Origin of the sequence: Pelomonas nitida, assembly GCF_043555975.1 — a bacterium.
Lineage (GTDB): Bacteria > Pseudomonadota > Gammaproteobacteria > Burkholderiales > Burkholderiaceae_C > Pelomonas > Pelomonas nitida.
On record NZ_JBIGIA010000020.1, the window covers coordinates 1 to 17,550 of the forward strand.

General features: G+C 69.0%; 14 protein-coding genes. 9 read left to right on the forward strand and 5 right to left on the reverse strand.

What is annotated here, in order from left to right:
- Positions 1 to 93 precede the first annotated feature (93 nt).
- Positions 94 to 1,401, reverse strand: a complete 1,308-nt coding sequence (locus ACG00X_RS20750) for an IS630 family transposase (protein WP_394491088.1) — start codon at positions 1,399 to 1,401, stop codon at positions 94 to 96.
- Between the two features lie 424 nt (positions 1,402 to 1,825).
- On the opposite strand from ACG00X_RS20750, the gene ACG00X_RS20755 reads away from it, so the two are divergent.
- The 5 genes from ACG00X_RS20755 (at position 1,826) to dgt (ending at position 6,350) form a co-directional block, all read left to right on the forward strand.
- Positions 1,826 to 2,962 (forward strand): sensor histidine kinase, encoded by a 1,137-nt coding sequence (locus ACG00X_RS20755; RefSeq protein ID WP_394491090.1) that lies wholly within the window; start codon positions 1,826 to 1,828, stop codon positions 2,960 to 2,962.
- A 68-nt stretch (positions 2,963 to 3,030) separates the two neighbouring features.
- A complete protein-coding gene (locus ACG00X_RS20760; RefSeq protein WP_394491092.1) occupies positions 3,031 to 3,774 on the forward strand; it encodes a LytR/AlgR family response regulator transcription factor in 744 nt (247 codons plus the stop codon).
- Complete coding sequence (locus tag ACG00X_RS20765) at positions 3,771 to 4,586, forward strand: head GIN domain-containing protein (protein WP_394491094.1); 816 nt, start codon at positions 3,771 to 3,773, stop codon at positions 4,584 to 4,586. The genes ACG00X_RS20760 and ACG00X_RS20765 overlap by 4 nt, the downstream gene beginning before the upstream one ends.
- A 19-nt stretch (positions 4,587 to 4,605) precedes the next feature.
- On the forward strand, positions 4,606 to 4,824 hold the full coding sequence (locus ACG00X_RS20770; protein ID WP_394491096.1) for a SlyX family protein: 219 nt from the start codon (positions 4,606 to 4,608) through the stop codon (positions 4,822 to 4,824).
- Between the two features lie 179 nt (positions 4,825 to 5,003).
- Complete coding sequence (dgt, locus tag ACG00X_RS20775; RefSeq protein ID WP_394491098.1) at positions 5,004 to 6,350, forward strand: dGTP triphosphohydrolase; 1,347 nt, start codon at positions 5,004 to 5,006, stop codon at positions 6,348 to 6,350.
- Between the two features lie 37 nt (positions 6,351 to 6,387).
- Here the strand turns inward: dgt and ACG00X_RS20780 are convergent, their stop codons facing one another.
- The gene (locus ACG00X_RS20780) at positions 6,388 to 6,879 is read right to left on the reverse strand and encodes a cupin domain-containing protein (protein ID WP_394491100.1); all 492 of its coding nucleotides are present in this window, start codon (positions 6,877 to 6,879) and stop codon (positions 6,388 to 6,390) included.
- A 96-nt stretch (positions 6,880 to 6,975) separates the two neighbouring features.
- On the opposite strand from ACG00X_RS20780, the gene recQ reads away from it, so the two are divergent.
- A complete protein-coding gene (recQ, locus tag ACG00X_RS20785; protein ID WP_394491102.1) occupies positions 6,976 to 8,847 on the forward strand; it encodes a DNA helicase RecQ in 1,872 nt (623 codons plus the stop codon).
- A gap of 32 nt (positions 8,848 to 8,879) precedes the next feature.
- Positions 8,880 to 9,086 (forward strand): DUF3565 domain-containing protein, encoded by a 207-nt coding sequence (locus tag ACG00X_RS20790; RefSeq protein ID WP_394491104.1) that lies wholly within the window; start codon positions 8,880 to 8,882, stop codon positions 9,084 to 9,086.
- Positions 9,087 to 9,105: 19 nt separating this feature from the next.
- Here ACG00X_RS20790 and ACG00X_RS20795 read toward each other — a convergent pair whose 3' ends face one another.
- Entirely contained in the window at positions 9,106 to 9,378 is a 273-nt protein-coding gene (locus ACG00X_RS20795) for a hypothetical protein (RefSeq protein ID WP_394491106.1), read from the reverse strand.
- Between the two features lie 203 nt (positions 9,379 to 9,581).
- Between ACG00X_RS20795 and ACG00X_RS20800 the strand changes: the two genes are divergently transcribed.
- Together ACG00X_RS20800 and ACG00X_RS20805 are read left to right on the forward strand one after the other, a co-directional pair.
- Entirely contained in the window at positions 9,582 to 13,136 is a 3,555-nt protein-coding gene (locus ACG00X_RS20800) for a Dyp-type peroxidase (RefSeq protein ID WP_394491108.1), read from the forward strand.
- 291 nt (positions 13,137 to 13,427) lie between these two features.
- A complete protein-coding gene (locus tag ACG00X_RS20805; RefSeq protein ID WP_394491110.1) occupies positions 13,428 to 14,234 on the forward strand; it encodes a YfgM family protein in 807 nt (268 codons plus the stop codon).
- 24 nt (positions 14,235 to 14,258) lie between these two features.
- Here ACG00X_RS20805 and ACG00X_RS20810 read toward each other — a convergent pair whose 3' ends face one another.
- Together ACG00X_RS20810 and ACG00X_RS20815 are read right to left on the reverse strand one after the other, a co-directional pair.
- Positions 14,259 to 15,533, reverse strand: a complete 1,275-nt coding sequence (locus ACG00X_RS20810) for a hypothetical protein (RefSeq protein WP_394491112.1) — start codon at positions 15,531 to 15,533, stop codon at positions 14,259 to 14,261.
- 491 nt (positions 15,534 to 16,024) lie between these two features.
- The gene (locus ACG00X_RS20815; RefSeq protein WP_394491114.1) at positions 16,025 to 17,443 is read right to left on the reverse strand and encodes a pectate lyase family protein; all 1,419 of its coding nucleotides are present in this window, start codon (positions 17,441 to 17,443) and stop codon (positions 16,025 to 16,027) included.
- Positions 17,444 to 17,550: the final 107 nt, after the last annotated feature.

Sequence of the window (17,550 nt, forward strand, 5' to 3'; positions counted from 1 at the left end):
GCACGGCCTCCTGCTTGAACTCCATCGTGTAGCGCGCCCTCGGCGCCGCCTTCGGCTTCGTCATTCCCACTCTCCTTGCTTGCATTGAATCACTCAGCAAGGGAGACGGTTTTCGGGGGCAAGGTCAGGCTTGGGGTGCTTCCTGAACTGCTCGTTGCGTTCAGCGAAGTACCTGTCGATTGCCACCTTTGCGTCATCCAGCGTGGCGTAGTTGCTGTTGTGAATGATCGCCCTGGACATGCCACTGAAGACGGACTCGATGACGTTCAAGAACTGAGAACTGGCTGGCAACGGAACAAGTTCTAGGCGCGGCGCTTCCGGCTTCTCGTCGTTGTGTTTCGCGATGTACTTCTTTAGTTCCTTTGAGTCATGCCACGACGCTGCGTCCCAGGATAGGTAAAGCACCCTCTTGGTGGCGTAGTCGGCCAGCAAGCGTTCGATGAGCTTCATCATCTCCGCGGTATTCTTGACCGATGAGTGGAAGTGGGTGACTTGGTTGCTGGACAGTTCAAGCGCCGCCGTGACGATGAGCCGGCCGCGCGACTTTTGCCATTGAGGAACCGTCGGCCGGTCGTCCGACGCTGACAGCCTGAGCCCTGGCATCGCCTTCACGGCGAACGGCCCGTACTCATCGATCGAGAAAAAGCACTCGGTCTTCTTCAAATTGCCCAACACCGTCTGCACCCGGTCTAGCTTCTCCTGATTGTTCGGATCGGAACTGGTCAGAACCGTGCGAGCTGCGCGCCATCTGAAGCCTGATTTCGCTATCGCTTCCCGCAGCACTGCTCGGCGACTGGGGTAGCCGCGCTTGTTCATCACCTCGACCAAGTCTGATATCCGCCAACTCGTCCGGTTGAAGCCCGACTGTGAAGGTGGCTCGTGGATGAGCTTGTACAACGCGGCTCGGTATTCGTCATCGTCGGCAACGCGGGCACGGCGCTTCTGGTGGAGCAGGGCCTCTACGCCGCCGTGCTCATAGAGCAGTCGACTGCGACGCACGGTGTTCAACGCCACTCCGAGGTGCTTGGCGATTGTCTTTAGCGAGAAGCCCTCTTCGGTAGCGAGCACCGCCAGCAAGCGCTTGCGAGCAGCGGCGCCATGCCGAGAAAGTTCATCACCGAACGGAGGAAACGCTAGTTCATCCTGCTCCAGCGCATAGATCCACTGCGACCACTGCAAGAGCTCGCGATCATCCGCGGCCAGCCTGTCGATGGGGATTAGCGAAGAGAACAGCGCGAGCCGCGGGTTGTCCTCGCGCCTGTACTTCGGCCGCTGGGTCAAGATCTCGGCTGTCGCCTCGACCGTCAGCGACTCCTGCATGGCTACCTGTTCGATGGTCTTGCCCTCGAGCAGTACTTTGCGTCGCACCCGGCGCCACTGAACGACATCGCAGCTCACCATGTCGCGCCCCTAATGTGGAAAATTTAGGCGAACACGGCATTGGCGCCAACTTCCTCGGTGAGCCGCTGCACGGAATGCAGCCAGCCACAACGGAGGAGATGGGAGGGCCGGGCGCTGCGCGCCCGGCTGAGTCCGTGGACAACGCGTTGCGTTGCCCACCGACAACTATTCATCTAGTCAAACCGCCCCATCTAGACAAATACGCACCAAATCGAGCCATGTGAACAAAGATGACTTTGTTGACGCTGGCCATGACGCTCGCCTGAATTCGATGGGGAAGGGGGCGAATTATGACGGCGGGGCGCCCGCATGGCATGGCCCGGCGGCCGGCCGGCGCACCCCGGTGGCCGCATCCCGCACCCTCGAGGCCGCACTTCGTCTCTCGGCGGGCCGCGGCGCGGGAAGCGCTCCATAAGATGAAGCCATGAACTCCCCCGGCCCCCGCCCCGCCCACCGCCGCGCCAACCGGCGCTTGTGGATGGCCTATGCCGGCGGCTGCGCGCTGGCCTGGTGCCTGTTCGTGCTGGCGGGCAGCGAGTTCGACCGCGGGCTGGATCCGTTCTGGCTGGCCGTCTACCAGGCCACCTCCATGCTCTGGGCGCCGATGCTGCTGGGCATTGCCGTGTGGCCCGTGGCGCGGCGCGTGCACGCCAGCGACGCCGGAACCTCGGCCACCGCGATGGCACACATCCTGGCGGCGGTGGCGTTTTCGGCGCTCTGGCAGGCGGGCGAGTTCACGGTGAACATGGTGTTGTTCGGCGCCGACCATGCCGGCGCCGTGCTGGTAGCCGGGCTGCTGTGGCGCTCCGTCTGGGGTTTCGTGCTGTATGCCGCCATCGTGACGGCGTTCACGGCAGTGCTGCAGTCGCGCGCGGCGCGCGCGGCGGCGGTGGCGGCGGCCCAGGCCGAGAGCGCGCTGGCCCGGGCCGAGCTGTCGGCCATCAGCGGCAAGCTGAACCCGCACTTCCTGTTCAACACGCTGAACACGTTGATCGCGCTGACCCGCAAGGACCCCGCCGGCGCCGAGGCGGCGCTGCTGAAGTTCGCGTCCATGCTGCGCTATGTGCTGGACACGAAGCGCGAGAGCGCGGGCCCGCACGCCCGGGCGCAGGGCCCCCGGGCGGACCGCGTGCTGCTGTCCGACGAGATCGAGTTCCTGCGCGACTACCTGGCGCTGGAGGCGCTGCGCCTGGGCAACCGGCTGCGCGTGGACTGGCAGCTCGAAGACGACGTGCTGGACGACGAACTGCCGCCGCTGACGCTGCAGCCGCTGGTGGAGAACGCCATCCTGCACGCCGTGGCGCCGCGCAAGGGCGGCGGCTGCGTGACCATCATGGCGCGGCGCAACGCGCTCAACGACGGGCTGGACCTGGCCGTGGCCGACGACGGCCCCGGTTGCGAGCCCGCCGCGCTGGAGCCCCAGCCTGGCCAGCGGCGCGGCGTGGGCCTGGCCGCGCTGCGCAAGCGCTTCTCGCTGGACTACGACGGCCGCGCCCGGCTGCGCATCCACACCGCCCCCGGCGCGGGCTTTCGTGTCGACCTGTTCATCCCGCAGGCATGACGGCGCATGAGAGCCCCCCCGGCAGCGGCCTGTACCGACCCCATCAAGAAATCCTGGAGTGTCCTGGCATGAGTGCAACCACCGTCCTGATCGCCGAAGACGAACCGCTGGCCGCTGAAGCGCTGGCCGACTGGGTGAGGGCCACGCCGGGCCTGCGGCTCGTGGCCGTCTGCAGCGACGGCGACGAGGCGCTGGCGCAGGTGCGCGCGCTCAGGCCGGCGCTGGTGCTGACCGACATCCAGATGCCCGGGCTCACCGGCCTGCAGGTCGTGCGCGAGCTCCAGCACGACGCCCACCAGCCGCGCATCATCTTCACGACGGCCTACGATGAGCACGCGCTGACGGCCTTCGAGCTGCACGCGGTGGACTATCTGCTCAAGCCCTTCTCGCGGGAGCGTTTCGACGAGGCCGTGGCCCACGCCCTGCGCGACGCCGGGCCCAGCGCGGCCGACGTGACGCAGGCCCTGGGCGCGCCGGCCGACGCGCCGCTGACGCGATTGCTGGTGCGTGACCAGGGCAAGATCTTCCCGCTGCAGGTGGCCGACATCGAGAGCCTGCGCTCCGACAACAAATACACCGCGCTGACGAGCAAGGGCCGCAGCTTCCTCGTGCGGCTGCCCATCGCCAGCTTCGAGACGCGGCTGGACCCGGCGCGCTTCCTGCGCGTGCAGCGCGGCTGCATCGTCAACCTGGATTTCGTCGACAGCATGAGCCCGGACGAGAACTCGCAACTCGTCGTGCACCTGCGCGACGGCACGCGCATCACGGCCAACCGCGAGGTCTCCAAGATGCTGCGGGAGCAGTCGCTATGAAGACGTTCGCTCTTTCGCTGCTGCTTTCGGCCGGCCTGGCCGCAGCGCAACCCGGCCCGGCACCCCAACCGCAGCCCGCGCCGCAGCCTCAGCCGATGCCCCAGCCCGCACCGCTCGCCAGCCCGGCGGCCCCAGCGGCTCCGGCGCTGCCGGCCCCACCGGCCTTGCCGGCCGGCCCCGGGAAGGTCTACACGCCCGGTGCCTTCGACCGCGTGGAGCTGGCCGGCGCGGCGCGCGTCGTGCTCGTGCAGGGCGAGCGCGACCAGGTGTTCGTTGCTGGCGACGACGAGGCGCAGCGCGGCGTCCAGGTCGACCTGGCCGGCAAGCAGCTCATCGTCCACCCCGCCGGCGGCTGGAAGTTCTGGAACAGCGACAAGCTCTTCGTGCAGGTCGAGGTCCGCGAGCTGCGCCAGCTGTCGGTGTCCGGTGCCAGCGATGTGCAGGTGCCCGGCCCGCTGCGTGTCGACCGGCTGCGGCTGACCATCAGTGGTGCCGCGGTCGTGCGCATGGACCAGCTGCAGGCCCGCGAGCTCACGTTCGGCATCAGCGGCGCCGGCGACGGCCAGCTTGGCGGCCGTGTGGACGACCTGGTGCTGCAGATCTCCGGCAAGGGCAAGGTCGTCGCCGACGGGCTGCAGGCGCGCAAGGCGCGCGTCAACGTCAGCGGCATCGGCAGCGTGCTGCTGTGGGTCACTGACGACCTGACGGCCCACATCTCCGGTGTCGGCTCGGTGGACTATTTCGGCTCGCCATCGGTGCAGCGCTCGATCTCGGGCATGGGGTCGATCTCCAGCAAGGGCGACAAGCGCTGATTTCAGGCCCAATACGGGCATGGACGCCGACCTGCAGACCCTGGAACAACGCATCACCGACCTCGAGATCAAGGCCAGCTTCGCCGAGGACACCGTCGAGCAGCTCAACGCCGTTGTCGTGCGCCAGCAGGCCCAGATCGAACGGCTGATCCGCGAGCTGGTGGAGCTGCGTGACCGGACCTCGGCGGAGCCCGGTGCCGCGCGCACCTTGCGTGACGAGTTGCCGCCGCACTACTGAGCCTGGGCTGATCGGCCGCGGCCGATTGCGACTTCCTGCACACCGGCCCGGGGCGAGGCTGCCCCATGGGCCGGGGCATCGGCCTACGCTGACCGTCAGCGCGCTGGCCGAGCCGACACCGCCGAGCAAGTCCCGCCGCCCGCGCGTTTCAGGGAGCCGATGCTTTCGAGGAGTGCAGCATGGACACCCCGATCCCCGCCCGCCCGGATCTCCCGGACCCGTCCGACCCCGCGCTGCGCCGCCAGCGCGACGACCTGCAGTGGCAGCAGCGCCGCTCGGGCTCGGAGCTGATGCGCGTGAAAGGCGCGTACCGCAACCCCTACGCGCGTGACCGTGCCCGCGTCATGCACAGCCAGAGCTTTCGCCAGCTGCAGGGCAAGCAGCTGCTCGGCGGGCTGGACGATGGCGAGGTGTTCCGCACCCGCTCGACGCTGGCGCACGAGGTGGCGCAGCTGTCGCGCGGCCTGCTGCGCTCGCTGCAGCATCTGCATTCGCCCAGCGCGCCGTGGCTGGCGCTGCTGCCCGAGCCCAACCTCATCGAGGCCATCGCCTTCGGCCGCCAGCTCGGCCACCCGCCGTTTGGCGAAGGCGGCGAGGTGGCGCTGAACGACTGGCTGCACGAAAGCGGCGGCTACGCGGCCACCGCGCAGACCCTGCGCCTGCTGGCCCGCCAGGAGCCCTATGCCGACGCCTTCGGGCTGGACCCGTCGCGCCGCGTGCTGCTGGGCTGCCTGTCGCACCCGGCGCCGCGCCGGCTGGTCTTCAGCGCCAGCGGTGCCGGCCGCGACGACAAGCGCTGCCCGCCGGGTTGCTTCTACGACGCCGACCACGACATCGTCGACTGGCTGTTGCTGCCCGCCAGCAGCAGCGACAGCCATGCCTTCATGCTGCCGTCGGCGCTGCCGCGCGAGGGCCAGCACGGTGCGGCGGGTTGGGGCGGGTTCGACGCCAGCCTGATCGGGCTGGCCGAGCGCATCGCGATGGGCGTGCATGTGCTGGAGGACGGCATCCGGCTGGGCCGTGTGACGGCTGAACACTGGCTGCGTCTCAAGCCCGATCTCGGCTGGGCCGGTGCCGTCGAGCTGGGCAGCCCGACGGAGATGGCGCGCACGCTGTTCGGCCCGTCGGAGCCGGCGCGGCGCCGCACGGTGGGTTCGCTGGTGAATGCCTTCATCGTCTCCGCCGAGGTGGCCGAGCGTGACGATCTCGAGGAACCCCTGCTGCGTTACCGCGTGAGCCTGCTGACCGAGGCCGATGCCTTCCTGACGCAACTGCACCACCTGGTGCAGGAGACGCTGCTTGCCGCGCCTGCCGTGGCGGCCTGCGAGCGGCGGGGCGGGCGCATGTTGCGGGCCGTGGCCGAAACGCTGTGGGACGACCCGCGCCGCCTGCTGCCCGAGCCGCAGCGCCTGGCGCACGAGATGGCGGCCGGGCCGGCCGATCAGCGCCGGCTCATCGCCGACTGGCTGGCCGGCATGAGCGACCAGCGCTTGCTGCGCTGGCACGCGCAGCTGGTGGCGGCTTGACGGTGGTCCGACGGCGGCCTGACGCGCGGCGCCGCCGTCAGGGCTCGCCGTCCCAGTAGTCCAGCGTGTTCTCCAGCCGCTGGCGCAGCCGCCAGCCGCTGGGGCCGGGCATGGCGCTGACCTTGCCCGAGTCCGGGTACTCGCACACGTCGGGCCATGTCTGGGTGCCGATGCTGAGGTAGTGCAGCGGCGCGTCGGACGTGTTGAGCAGATGGTGCGGGTACTCGGGCCCCGGCGGGATGCTGATCACGTCGCCCGCGCGCACCGGCAGCAGCTCGCCCGCCACGCGCAGCGTGCCCTCGCCCTGCAGGATGACGAACATCTCCTCCTGCGCATGGTGCAAGTGGTAGGGGCAGCTCTGCTTGCCGGGCGCGACGATGTCGAAGGTGGCGCCGAGCTTGCGGGCGGCGGTGCCGTCGGTCAGCGAGCGGGATTGCGTGTCGTAGCGCGGCGGGCGCTCCAGCCGCTCGAGCGGGCCGTCATGGAAGTTGCGGATCAGCCGCTGGCGCAGGTCTTCGGGCGTGGGCATGGGGGTTGGGCGGGCAGGTGGCGGTGAGCCATCATGCTCCCGCCGGGCGCGCGCGGCGATGCAGGGACAATGGCGGCTTGCCCGCTGTTGCACCGCATGCCGCCTTCCGCTCCCCCTCACGCCGATGACGCGTTGCGCGTCCTGTCCGATGTCTTCGGCTACACCGCCTTCCGCGGCCAGCAGGCGGACATCGTCGAGCAGGTCGCCGACGGGGGCGACGCGCTGGTCCTGATGCCCACGGGCGGGGGCAAGAGCCTGTGCTACCAGGTGCCCGCCATCCTGCGCCACGGGCGCGGGCAGGGCGTGGCCATCGTCGTCAGCCCGCTGATCGCGCTGATGCACGACCAGGTCGGCGCGCTGGAGGAAGCCGGCGTGCATGCGGCCTTCCTGAACAGCAGCCTGACGGGTGAGGAGGCCAGCCGCGTCGAGCGCGAGATGATGAGCGGGCGCCTCACGCTGCTGTACGCGGCGCCCGAGCGGCTCACGACGCCGCGCTTCCTGGGGCAGCTGGAAAGCCTGCGCGAACGCGGGCTGCTGAGCATGTTCGCCATCGACGAGGCGCACTGCGTCAGCCAGTGGGGCCACGACTTCCGCTCGGAGTACCTGCAGCTCAGCCTGCTGCACGAGCGCTTCCCGGAGGTGCCGCGTATCGCGCTGACGGCGACGGCCGACGAGCTGACGCGGCGCGACATCATCGAGCGGCTGCAGCTGCAGGACGCGCGCGTCTTCATCAGCAGCTTCGACCGGCCCAACATCCGCTACCTCATCGTCGAGAAGAACAGCTCGCCGCGCGAGCAGCTGCTGCGCTTCGTGCGCGACGAGCACGAGGGCGAGGCCGGCGTCGTCTATTGCCAGAGCCGCAAGAAGGTGGAGGAAACCGCCGAGTGGCTGCAGAGCGAAGGCATCAACGCGCTGCCCTACCACGCGGGCCTGGACGCCGACCTGCGCCGCCGCCACCAGGACCGCTTCCTGCGCGAGGACGGCCTCGTCATGGTGGCGACCATCGCGTTCGGCATGGGCATCGACAAGCCCGACGTGCGCTTCGTCGCCCACCTGGACCTGCCCAAGAACATCGAGGCCTACTACCAGGAGACCGGCCGCGCCGGCCGCGACGGCGCACCCGCCGAGGCCTGGATGACCTACGGCCTGGCCGATGTCGTCAACCAGCGCCGCATGATCGACGAGAGCCCCGCCGACGAGGTCTTCAAGCAGGGCCAGCGCGGCAAGCTCGATGCACTGCTGGCGCTGTGCGAGGCGACGGACTGCCGGCGCGTGCGGCTGCTGAGCTACTTCGGCGAGATGTCGACTGCCTGCGGAAACTGCGACAACTGCCTGAACCCGCCGGCCACCTGGGACGCGACCGAGGCGGCGCGCAAGCTGCTGTCCTGCATCTACCGCTTTCACCAGCGCGGCCAGAGCTTCGGCGCCGGCCACCTCATCGACGTGCTGCGCGGCAAGGTGACCGACAAGACGCGGCAGCACGGCCACGACAAGCTGTCGACCTGGGGCGTGGGCGCCGACCTGTCCGAGCAGCAGTGGCGCGCCGTGCTGCGCCAGCTGATCGCGCTGGGCCATGTGGCGGCCGAGGGCGAGTTCAACACGCTGGCGCTGCAGGACAGCGCGCGGGCCGTGCTCAAGGGCGAGGTGGAAGTGCGCCTGCGCGAGGCCGAGGAAAAGAAACCCCGCAGCCGGATGGCGCGCGGCAGCGGCGGCGCGCGGCCCAAGGCCGACCCCGCGTTGGGGCTGGACGCCGAGGCCCAGGAGCGCTTCGAGGCGCTCAAGGCCTGGCGCTCGGAGGTGGCACGCGAGCACGGGCTGCCGGCCTATGTGATCTTCCAGAACACCACGCTGGCCGAGATGGCGCGCGTGATGCCGGGCGATCTGTCGGAGCTGGGCGAGGTCAGCGGCGTGGGCGCCAAGAAGCTGGAAGCCTATGGCCGCGAGATCCTGCGGGTGCTGGGCCGATGAGACGGACGACCCGCGCGTCGCGCCACTGACCCATGCAGCAGCCGATCACGGGTTTCCATGTCGATGACGAGGGCCATTGGGTCGCGCAGCTGGCCTGTGGCCACAACCAGCACGTGCGGCACGACCCGCCCTGGCAGAACCGTCCGTGGACACAGTCGGCCCAGGGCCGCAACGGCGTGCTGGGCCAGCCCCTGAATTGCGTCAAGTGCGACCAGGGGGCGCCGCGCGATCGGCCTTAGCTCGGCCTTCGCTCGAGCTTTAGCGCGCGCTGGCCACTTGCACGCCGTCGGCGCCCGGGTCGCGCTTGCCGACGATGACGACGCGCGGCAGCTGCTTCACCTCGGCCACGGGCCGGTCGGCGCGGTGGCCGTGGATGACGACCCGTTCCAGTTGAACGACGGGGGTCTCGTCGCTCGGGCCGGTCCAGCTCATCCACGCGGTGCTGCTCAGCGCGATGGCGCCGACGAGGGCGGCAGCGGCGGCGGCCTGCAGGCGGCCGAGGCGGGCGGTGGTGGTGGTGATGCGGTTCATGCGGCTCTCCCGTGTTGGTGAGGCTGACTGTGCGCGCCCAGGGTTTGCCCGTCTGCGGGTTTGCGATAGGCCGCAGGTTTGGGCGGATGAATTGCAACCGGCGGGGTTCCGGGTTCCTAATCGAGCCTGTGCGTGGCATGGGGCGAGTCGTCACGACTCGGCCCGCATACTGCGCGCGCTCAATAACTAGGGAGAAGAACCACATGGCACGCGGCAACGACGTCCAACTGGGCGGCATCACCGATCTGAACTTGCTAGCCGACATCAAGCGCGGCTTCGTCGACGCGCTGGAGGTCGTGACCTACGTCGACCGGCTGCGCAAGGTCTTGCGCACGCTCAACAGCCTGCGGCTGGGCTCGCGCGAATCCAGCGCGCCCGCGTCGCCTTACACCGACATCGTGGCGCGCTGGCGCATCGTCCACTCGTTCCGCTGGAGCATCGTGGACGGCCGTGACGGCGCGCCGGACCGGCTGCTGCTGTCGGTCAACTTCGATGGCGGCTGGGAGCCGTACATGCGGGTCATCTGGGACCAGCTGGGCTCCACGCTGGACCTGATGCTGTGCCATACCGAGGGCTACACGCTGTCGCGGGAGTGCAGCTTCGAGACCTATGCCCGCTGGGTGCGCGAGCACGAGGTGTCGGCGGACTTCCTGTTCATCGAGTCCGGCCGCACCGTCGGCGACGCCGAGTACCTCGCCCGGCTGGAAGCCGCCCAGCGCGGCCGCGCCAACGAGCTGGCGTTCAACCGCCTGCGCGCGCCGGCTTCGGGCGAGACGGCGACGCTGCCCACCGGCGACAAAGACCGTTTCGCCATGGCCGCGCGCGGCCTGGTGCCGCTGGCCGGGCTGTTCACGCTGCAGCGCTTCTTCGGTGCCAGCGCGCCCGACCGCGCCTGCGTGCTGCGGGCCACGCACGACATCCTGTTCGAGCTGCGCGAGCTCGGCACGGCGCAGCAGTTCCCCAACGACGGCGGCAAGACGCCCGGCGGCCAGCTGCGCCTGCGGCACCACGAGATGCTCGCCTGGTTCGAGCAGCCGCTGCCGGAGCCGCTGGGCCAGGCGCGCGAGCTGACGCTCAAGCCCGGCGACCTGCAGGCCTGCATCCTGACCAAGCCGCCCGGCAACCGCGGTGGGCTGGTGCTGCTGCGCGTGGCCCAGCCGTCCCAGGCCGTGGCCTGGCTGAGCACGGCCCCCGTCCAGCGCGACAACGACGACACCGCGCATGTCACCGTCTGGCGCCAGGTCGCGCTGACGCTGGCCGGCCTGAAGGCGCTGGGCCTGCCGGCCGCGCGGCTGGACCGCTTCCCCCAGGCCTTCAAGGAAGGCATGGCGGCGCGCGCCGGCCTGCTGGGCGACGTGCGCCACAACCACCCCTCGCATTGGGCGCTGGCGCGGCACGTCAACGGCGTGGACCGCATCGCGCCGGCCGACGCCCATGTGCTGGTGCAGCTGCGCTTCCCGGCGGCCGAGCCGGGTGAGGCGTTCTCGGCCGCCGACGGCAAGCGGCTGCGCGAGCTGGCCGATGCACTGACCGTCAACACCGGCCTGGCGCTGATGGCCATCGAGCCCATGCGCAGCAACGCGGCGGACAAGGAGCACTTCGGCTTCAAGGACGGCATCAGCCAGCCGCAGCTGGCTGCCCCTCATGCCGGCCAGCCGCAGCTCGCCGGCACCGCCGCGCCGGGCCAGGCCTGGGACGACACGGTCAAGACCGGCGAGCTGCTGCAGGGCTTCCCGACCGAGCGCGACAAGGGCTATGCCGTGCCTGAGCAGCCCGACCCGCTGCTGGACCGCGGCAGCTTCCTCGTCGTGCGCAAGCTGCGCCAGTACACGGGCCGCTTCAGCCGGCGCATCTACCAGGAGGCGCGCAAGATCAACCTGGAGCACGAGCTCGTGCTCGCCAAGCTCATGGGCCGCTGGCAGGACGGCCGCCCGCTGGCCGCGCCCGAGGCCGGCACCAACGGCAACGACTTCAACTACGCCAAGGACCCGCAAGGCGCCGCCTGCCCCTTCCACGCCCACATCCGCCGCACCAACCCGCGCGACCTGGGCGGCACGGCGTTCTCGAAAAACCGCATGCCGCGCATCCTGCGCCGTGGCATGAGCTACGGCGCGCCGGTGCATGCCGACGCGCCCGACGACGAGGACCGCGGCCTCGTCTTCATGGCCTACAACGCCCACCTGGCCGAGCAGTTCGAGGTCGTGCAGCGCTGGGTGGCCGGCGGCAATGCCAGCGGCGGCTACTCGGCGCAGAGCGACCCGCTGCTGGGCGTCGTCGACGGCAGCGGCGGGCCGCGGCTGTTCCCGTTCGAGCATGGCGGCAAGGCCTACGAGATCGACTTGGGGCCCGAGCCCTTCGTCACGCTGCAGTGGGGCGCCTACTTCTTCGTGCCGTCCATTGCCGCCCTGAAGGCGCTGCCGGGCCTCGTCGAACTGCCCCTGCCGCTGCCTGCCGCCACGCCGGTGCCCGAGCGCGTGCCCGACCTGCGTGACCACGCCGCCATGCAGCTGTGGCTGGAAGACACCACCACGCGCGACCAGGCCTGGGCCTGGGTGCGTGCCCAGCCCGGCGGCGTGGTGGACACGGCCTACGGCGTGCTGGTGGGCGCGGCCGAGCGCGTCTGCGACGTGCTGCGCAACGTGCCCGACCGCTACTCCGTCAGCGGCTACGGCGAGCGCATGCACGACTCCATCGGCGTGGGCTACCTGGGCCTGGACGACGACACCGGCCACCGCGAGCAGGCCCCGGCCATCAACGCCGCCATCGAGGCCTACAGCGAAGCCCAGTGCTACGCCACCGCCTACCAGGTCGCCAAGGCGGGCCTCGCGCAGCTCAAGGCCGAGGCCCAGGCGCTGCTGGCCGCCTTCCCCGACAGCCAGAAGCCCAAGGACCTGCCCACCGACACCCCGCTGGACTTCGAGCGCCTCAGCGAAGGCGTGCTCGCCAAGCTGTGCCAGCTGTGGTTCGGCCAGCCCGACGGCCGCCACATCTGGGGCACGGAATTCCATGCCGATGCCCAGGCGGGCGGCAGCGTGGCGCCGCGCTGCCCGCGCGACCTGTTCAAGGTGTCGCGCCATGTGTTCGGCCCCTACCCGACCGACGCCGTCAAGGCCGAGGGCCGCGCCGCCGGCCAGCGCTTCACCGCAGCGGTGCAGGCCTGGCTGGACGAGCCCGGCACGCAACTGCCGCCGTTGGGCGCCAAGATCGTGGCGGCCGCCAAGGCGGTGCCGGGCGCCACGCCCGACCTGCCGGCGCGCACGCTGGCCGGCATCATGCTGGGCTTCCCACCCACCACGCATGCCAACCTGCTGACCGTGCTGGCCGGCTGGGTGCAGACGCGCAAGCTGTGGGACCTGCAGCCGCTGTGGAGCGAGGTCTCGCCCGATGCGCAGACCGGCCTGCGCCCCTACGCCGAGGCGGTGGCGCGGCTGCGCCCGACGATGGTGGCCACGCTGAACGTGCGGCCCACGCCGTTCCAGATCTGGCGCAAGGCGCGCGTGGCGCACAAGCTGGGCCAGGTGGACGTCGAACCGGGCCGTGTGCTCGTCGTCGGCCTGGGCTCCGCCACGCAGCAAGACCCGCTGCGCCACCACGTCGCCTTCGGCGGCGACCGCGCCGACCCCGCCGGCCCGCCGCCGCACGCCTGCTCGGGCTACGGCATGGGCATGGGCGTCATGCTGGGCGTTGTGGCGGCCGTGCTGGATGCAGGGGTGCTGCGCTCCACGGGCTCGCCGACGGTGGTGGCGATGGGGGTTTGAGCCGCATGCCCGAGGTGAATGCCTCTGTACAAGAACTGCATCAGGGGAGGCACCATGTCGCTGAAGGACCTTTTGCTGAAGCTGCTCGTCGGCTCCCCGCCTGCGGCACCTGGGCCCGCTGCTCCCCGGTCGACAGTGGCACCGATTCCTTGCAGGCAACGAGCATCGGGGCCCCGCGACTCCCGCCTGTCGAGCGGTGTGCTCTCCGTTGATTCGCTGAGGTTCGTCGGCCAAGCCTCGCAGTCGCCGAACAAACGCTGGGTCGTGGGGAGCACGGACCGCCTACCCGGCATGAACTCTCGACTGGACCACCGTGATGGCTCAGTTGTTCTGCTCGACTACCAGGCTGACGCGGTCGTACTGCGCATCGCAGACCTCTACCGGCCGATGGAATCCGACGTCGCAGATACGGGAGCGTTCGTGGTGTGCGACGCGAACTTCGGAAACCGCCTGAGCTCGGAGGTGCTGGGGTTCGACGCCACGCAAAGGAAGGTGCTCCACCGGAGCTACTCAGCAAATGTCTACAACCTGGCCATCTCCAAATGCGGTCGCTACGCGGTCGTTCAGACGGCCAACGCGCCAGGCGACGACGGGAACATCCTTGAGCTGTTTGACCTGCAGGCAGGGACGAAGCTCTTCTCGGAATCGCCTTCTACGGGCTGGGCTGATGACTATGCGTTCACGGTCGGCGAGGACGGCGCGCTGAAGAAGCTGTCTGTCATCCACAAGGACACCGGGCGCTTCAACTATTCGCCCTCCGGGGAGTTCCTGGACCAAGGAACGTATCGCAAGGCGCGCCTCTCCAAGGGCTCTGCGGAGTCACGTATCTACGGCGCGAGGGATGCGCTGAAGGCAGAACCGGCGAACGTCACCGTGGTAGCGGAAGTGCTGACCTCGCTGGACGCGGCATTGAAGGAGCTGGATCGCTCGCGCGTCGACTACGTTTCCATGGGACTGCGCACGAAGGGCGAGGCACTTGAGCTCCTGGGCCGCTTGCCAGAGGCGGTGAGCGCGTACGAGGAGGCTCTTCAGGCCAACCCAAAGGTGGGTGTGGCCACGCGCGTCGCGAAGCTGAAGAAGAGGCTGGCAGCTGGGTAGGCCTGCCGACGGTGCCGCATCCGGTCACTCCACAGTCCGGCCCTGCCTTCGCTCCTCGTCGGCTACATGTTTCGGGATGAGCCACCAGCTGCCCTTTTTTGGAGGGACGAGTCTCTCGATGGACAGCGATTCCAGGTCGTCTGAAGGCATTTCTGCAACCTCGGGCGCTGTCGCAGCCTCCTGGAATCCGCGCAAGTGGGCCAGCAGCTTGTCGTGGGCTTCAGGGGGAACGGCCGTCTCCTGCTCCTCCGGCTTTTGGAGTTCAAAGCCGTGACGGTGCCAGAGGGAGGGAACCAGGTTGCCTACGTCTCCTGGTGGCCGCGGCGCGAACTTGTGTAGGCCCTGCAGGCGCTCGGCCTCGCTCGCGCCTGAGAGCTCGACATTTATCCGGGACAGATCAGCCTTGAGGTCGGGACCCCAGGCGAAGTCTTGGTCCTTCCTCAGGAAGGGCTGCACGCACCTCCGATGCAGTTTGTCGGCGGAAACGAAGACGTTGCAAAACGGCAGGTAGAACAGGTAGGCGATGTCGGCTCGGTTGGAGGCGCGCTCGGCAGCGATGAGCTTTGCCGCGAGCGCAATCTGAAAGAAGAGCTCGACCTTGAGGACGTGCGCCGCGTACGGCGCGAACTGGGCCAGAGGCGGGAAGCCAGCTTCCCGCCAACGCTCATGAATCGCGCGCTGAAACCGACCGGGCACGTCCACGAATGTGAACATCAAGCGGAGCTGCTGTTCGGGTGCCGCCTCCGTGTGGACGAGTGAAGAGGCTATGCCGTGGGCTTCCTCGATGGTCTTGCAGTTCTGAGGGGTGATTCCCAGGGCTTGCATGCCCCGGCCAACTGCCTGGAGGTCCAGCTCGGAGAGCATCCGGCGCCAGTCAGCAGCTGCGCCACGCTCGACCTCCAGGAACTGCCCGCGTTGCCAGCGAGCGAATGCCTCAGCCTCCGGCGAGTTCTTGAAAACCACGCCCGGCTTGCCTTCCGGATTGCGCACTGGACGTCCACCAGCCATTGGAATTTGCCCAGGATGCGGCGCGAACGTCCCCATCAGGCTGCCGACGCAGAGCTCGCCGTGGTGCACGCAGGGCATGCCGCTGAGAACAGGCGTCTTATCAGCGACGATGCGGACCTCGTCCTCGGCCGTTCGCAGACTCCCCTCCTTCATCTCCTTGGCCAGGTCGGCCAGCGTCTCAACGAAGAAAAGCGGGCAGACGACGGGGACGAAGAAGTGGTCGAACCAGACCGATTCGTCGACCGACAGAGACTGGAGGAACGATTTGTCGAAGAGGGTGAAGGGGCCCATTTAGCTCACCGTGTTGAAGGAGTGCGGGCAGATGCTGGCACGGATGGTGGGCTAGATGTACGGGCTTGCGGGAGCGCCGAAGCTGGCCAGGGCGCGTGGCGGCTGCGGCATCTCAGCCACGCCGCGCTACTGGCTCGCCTGAAGCTCAACGGTGGCGGCGCAAATCGCTACGTGTTGCGTCCCATGTGATCATGTTCCCGTTCGCAGCTGGGCTTTGTTCAAAGCCAGGGAGGTGCTGCGAGAGTTGATCCGAACCCTCAAGGCCGAGCAGTCGGTCGTCAAAGTCGCATGAGCCGAATCCACGCCCGCGAATTCGCGAATTCGGGGTCAGGTCTTAAAAATCAAGTCCCTGCGCCGCCGATCCGCCGGACGGCGAATGCACCAAAGCCTCCCTGAGCAGGGCAAGCCCGGTAGGTGTTGGGGTGAGCGCAGCTCACCCCAACACCTCGGCAGCATCCAGCGTTGGGGTCTTGCGGCCCCAACCTACAGCGTCAGCAGCTGACCTTCGCCAGGCCCGTTCCCGCGCCCGCTGCCGCCGGCAGCTTCTGCTTCACGCACGACGGTGCCTGCAGCGTGTAGCTGTAGGGAATGCCCAGCGGGAATGTGGCCGTGCTCGTCCAGTCCGTGGCGTCGCGTGATGGCGATGAACCGCTGGCGACCCAGGTGATGCCGTAGGTCGCGAAGTCGGCGGGGCTGGCGATGTTGTTGCCGCGCAGCTGCCAGTAGCCGATGGCCGAGCTGTCGCGCGAGGTCACCGGGTTCTGCGCGTTTTCGAACCAGTTGTTCTCGATCAGCGAGTAGCCGCCCATGCGGATGTTGGCACCTGAGGTCATCACGCCCGAGTACAGGTTGTTGTACAGGTGGGTGTAGCCCGCGCGCTGCAGCGGCAGGCGGGAGTTCACGTTCTGGTAGTAGTTGTGGTGGAAGGTGATGAAACGGTCGCTGGCGTCGCTGTCGCTGGAGCCGATCAGGCCGACCTTCTGATGGTCGTGGATGTGGTTGTACGAGTAGGTGATGTGATGGGCGCCGGCCTTGCTGTCGATCAGGCCGTCGAACTCCAGGTCACCCGCGCCGCTGCATTCCTTCAGGCTGCTGAACAGCGTGTTGTGGTCGACCCAGATGTAGCCCGGGTACTTGCCACTCTGGCCTTCGATGCCGATGGCATCGATGGAGCCCGGCAGCAGGCCAATGGTCATGTTGCGGATGATGATGTTCTGCGCATCCGCCTTGATGGCCAGTCCGAAGTTGGCCGCCGAGCCGTTGGCGCCTTCGATGGTGATGTTGTCCTTGTTCTTGATTTCGACGATGGTGCCGGCGGGCCGCTGCCACTGCGTGCAGGCATCCGTGATGCTGCCGAAGTTGAAGGTGCCGGTGTAGCGCAGCGTGAGGCCCGAGCTGCCGTCGTAGGCGTCGAGGGCCGCCTGCATCGCCGCCGCAGTGGCGACCGTCTGTACGGAGGCGCTGCCGCCACCGGTCACGGTGCCCGCGTAACCGCCGCTGGCACCGGCGGGGGCAGGCGCTGGCGTCGGTGCCGGGGTGGGCGCTGGCGTGGGGGCGGGTGTTGGTGCCGGCGTGGGTGCCGGCGTCGGGGCTGGTGTTGGGGCTGGCGTGGGCGAGGCCGCCGGGCCCAGGGCGCACTTCTTCGTGATGCCGGGATTCGGGTCGGTGCCGAAGGTGCTGGTCGTGCAGGCGATGTTGCCGGTGAGGTTCTTGATGACCCATTTGTCCTTGATGCCGTAGGACACGGCGCGCGTGCCGGTGCCGACCTTGCAGGTCTCGCCTTCGTCGGCGCACTTGGAATAGCCCGACGGCCAGTCCACGGCCTGGGCGCCGGTGGCGGCCAGAAGCAGCGACACGGCGGTGCCGGCGGTGCGCACGACCGGGCGCGGCGGGGGGGTGATCTTCTTCATGACTTTGTCTCCTGTCGTGGCGGTGCGGTGCCGTCCAGGCCCGCGCCGCCTGTCTCCGTCGGCTGGCCCGGTGGGCCCCGGCGTGAACGTGGTGGGGTGGAAGGGAA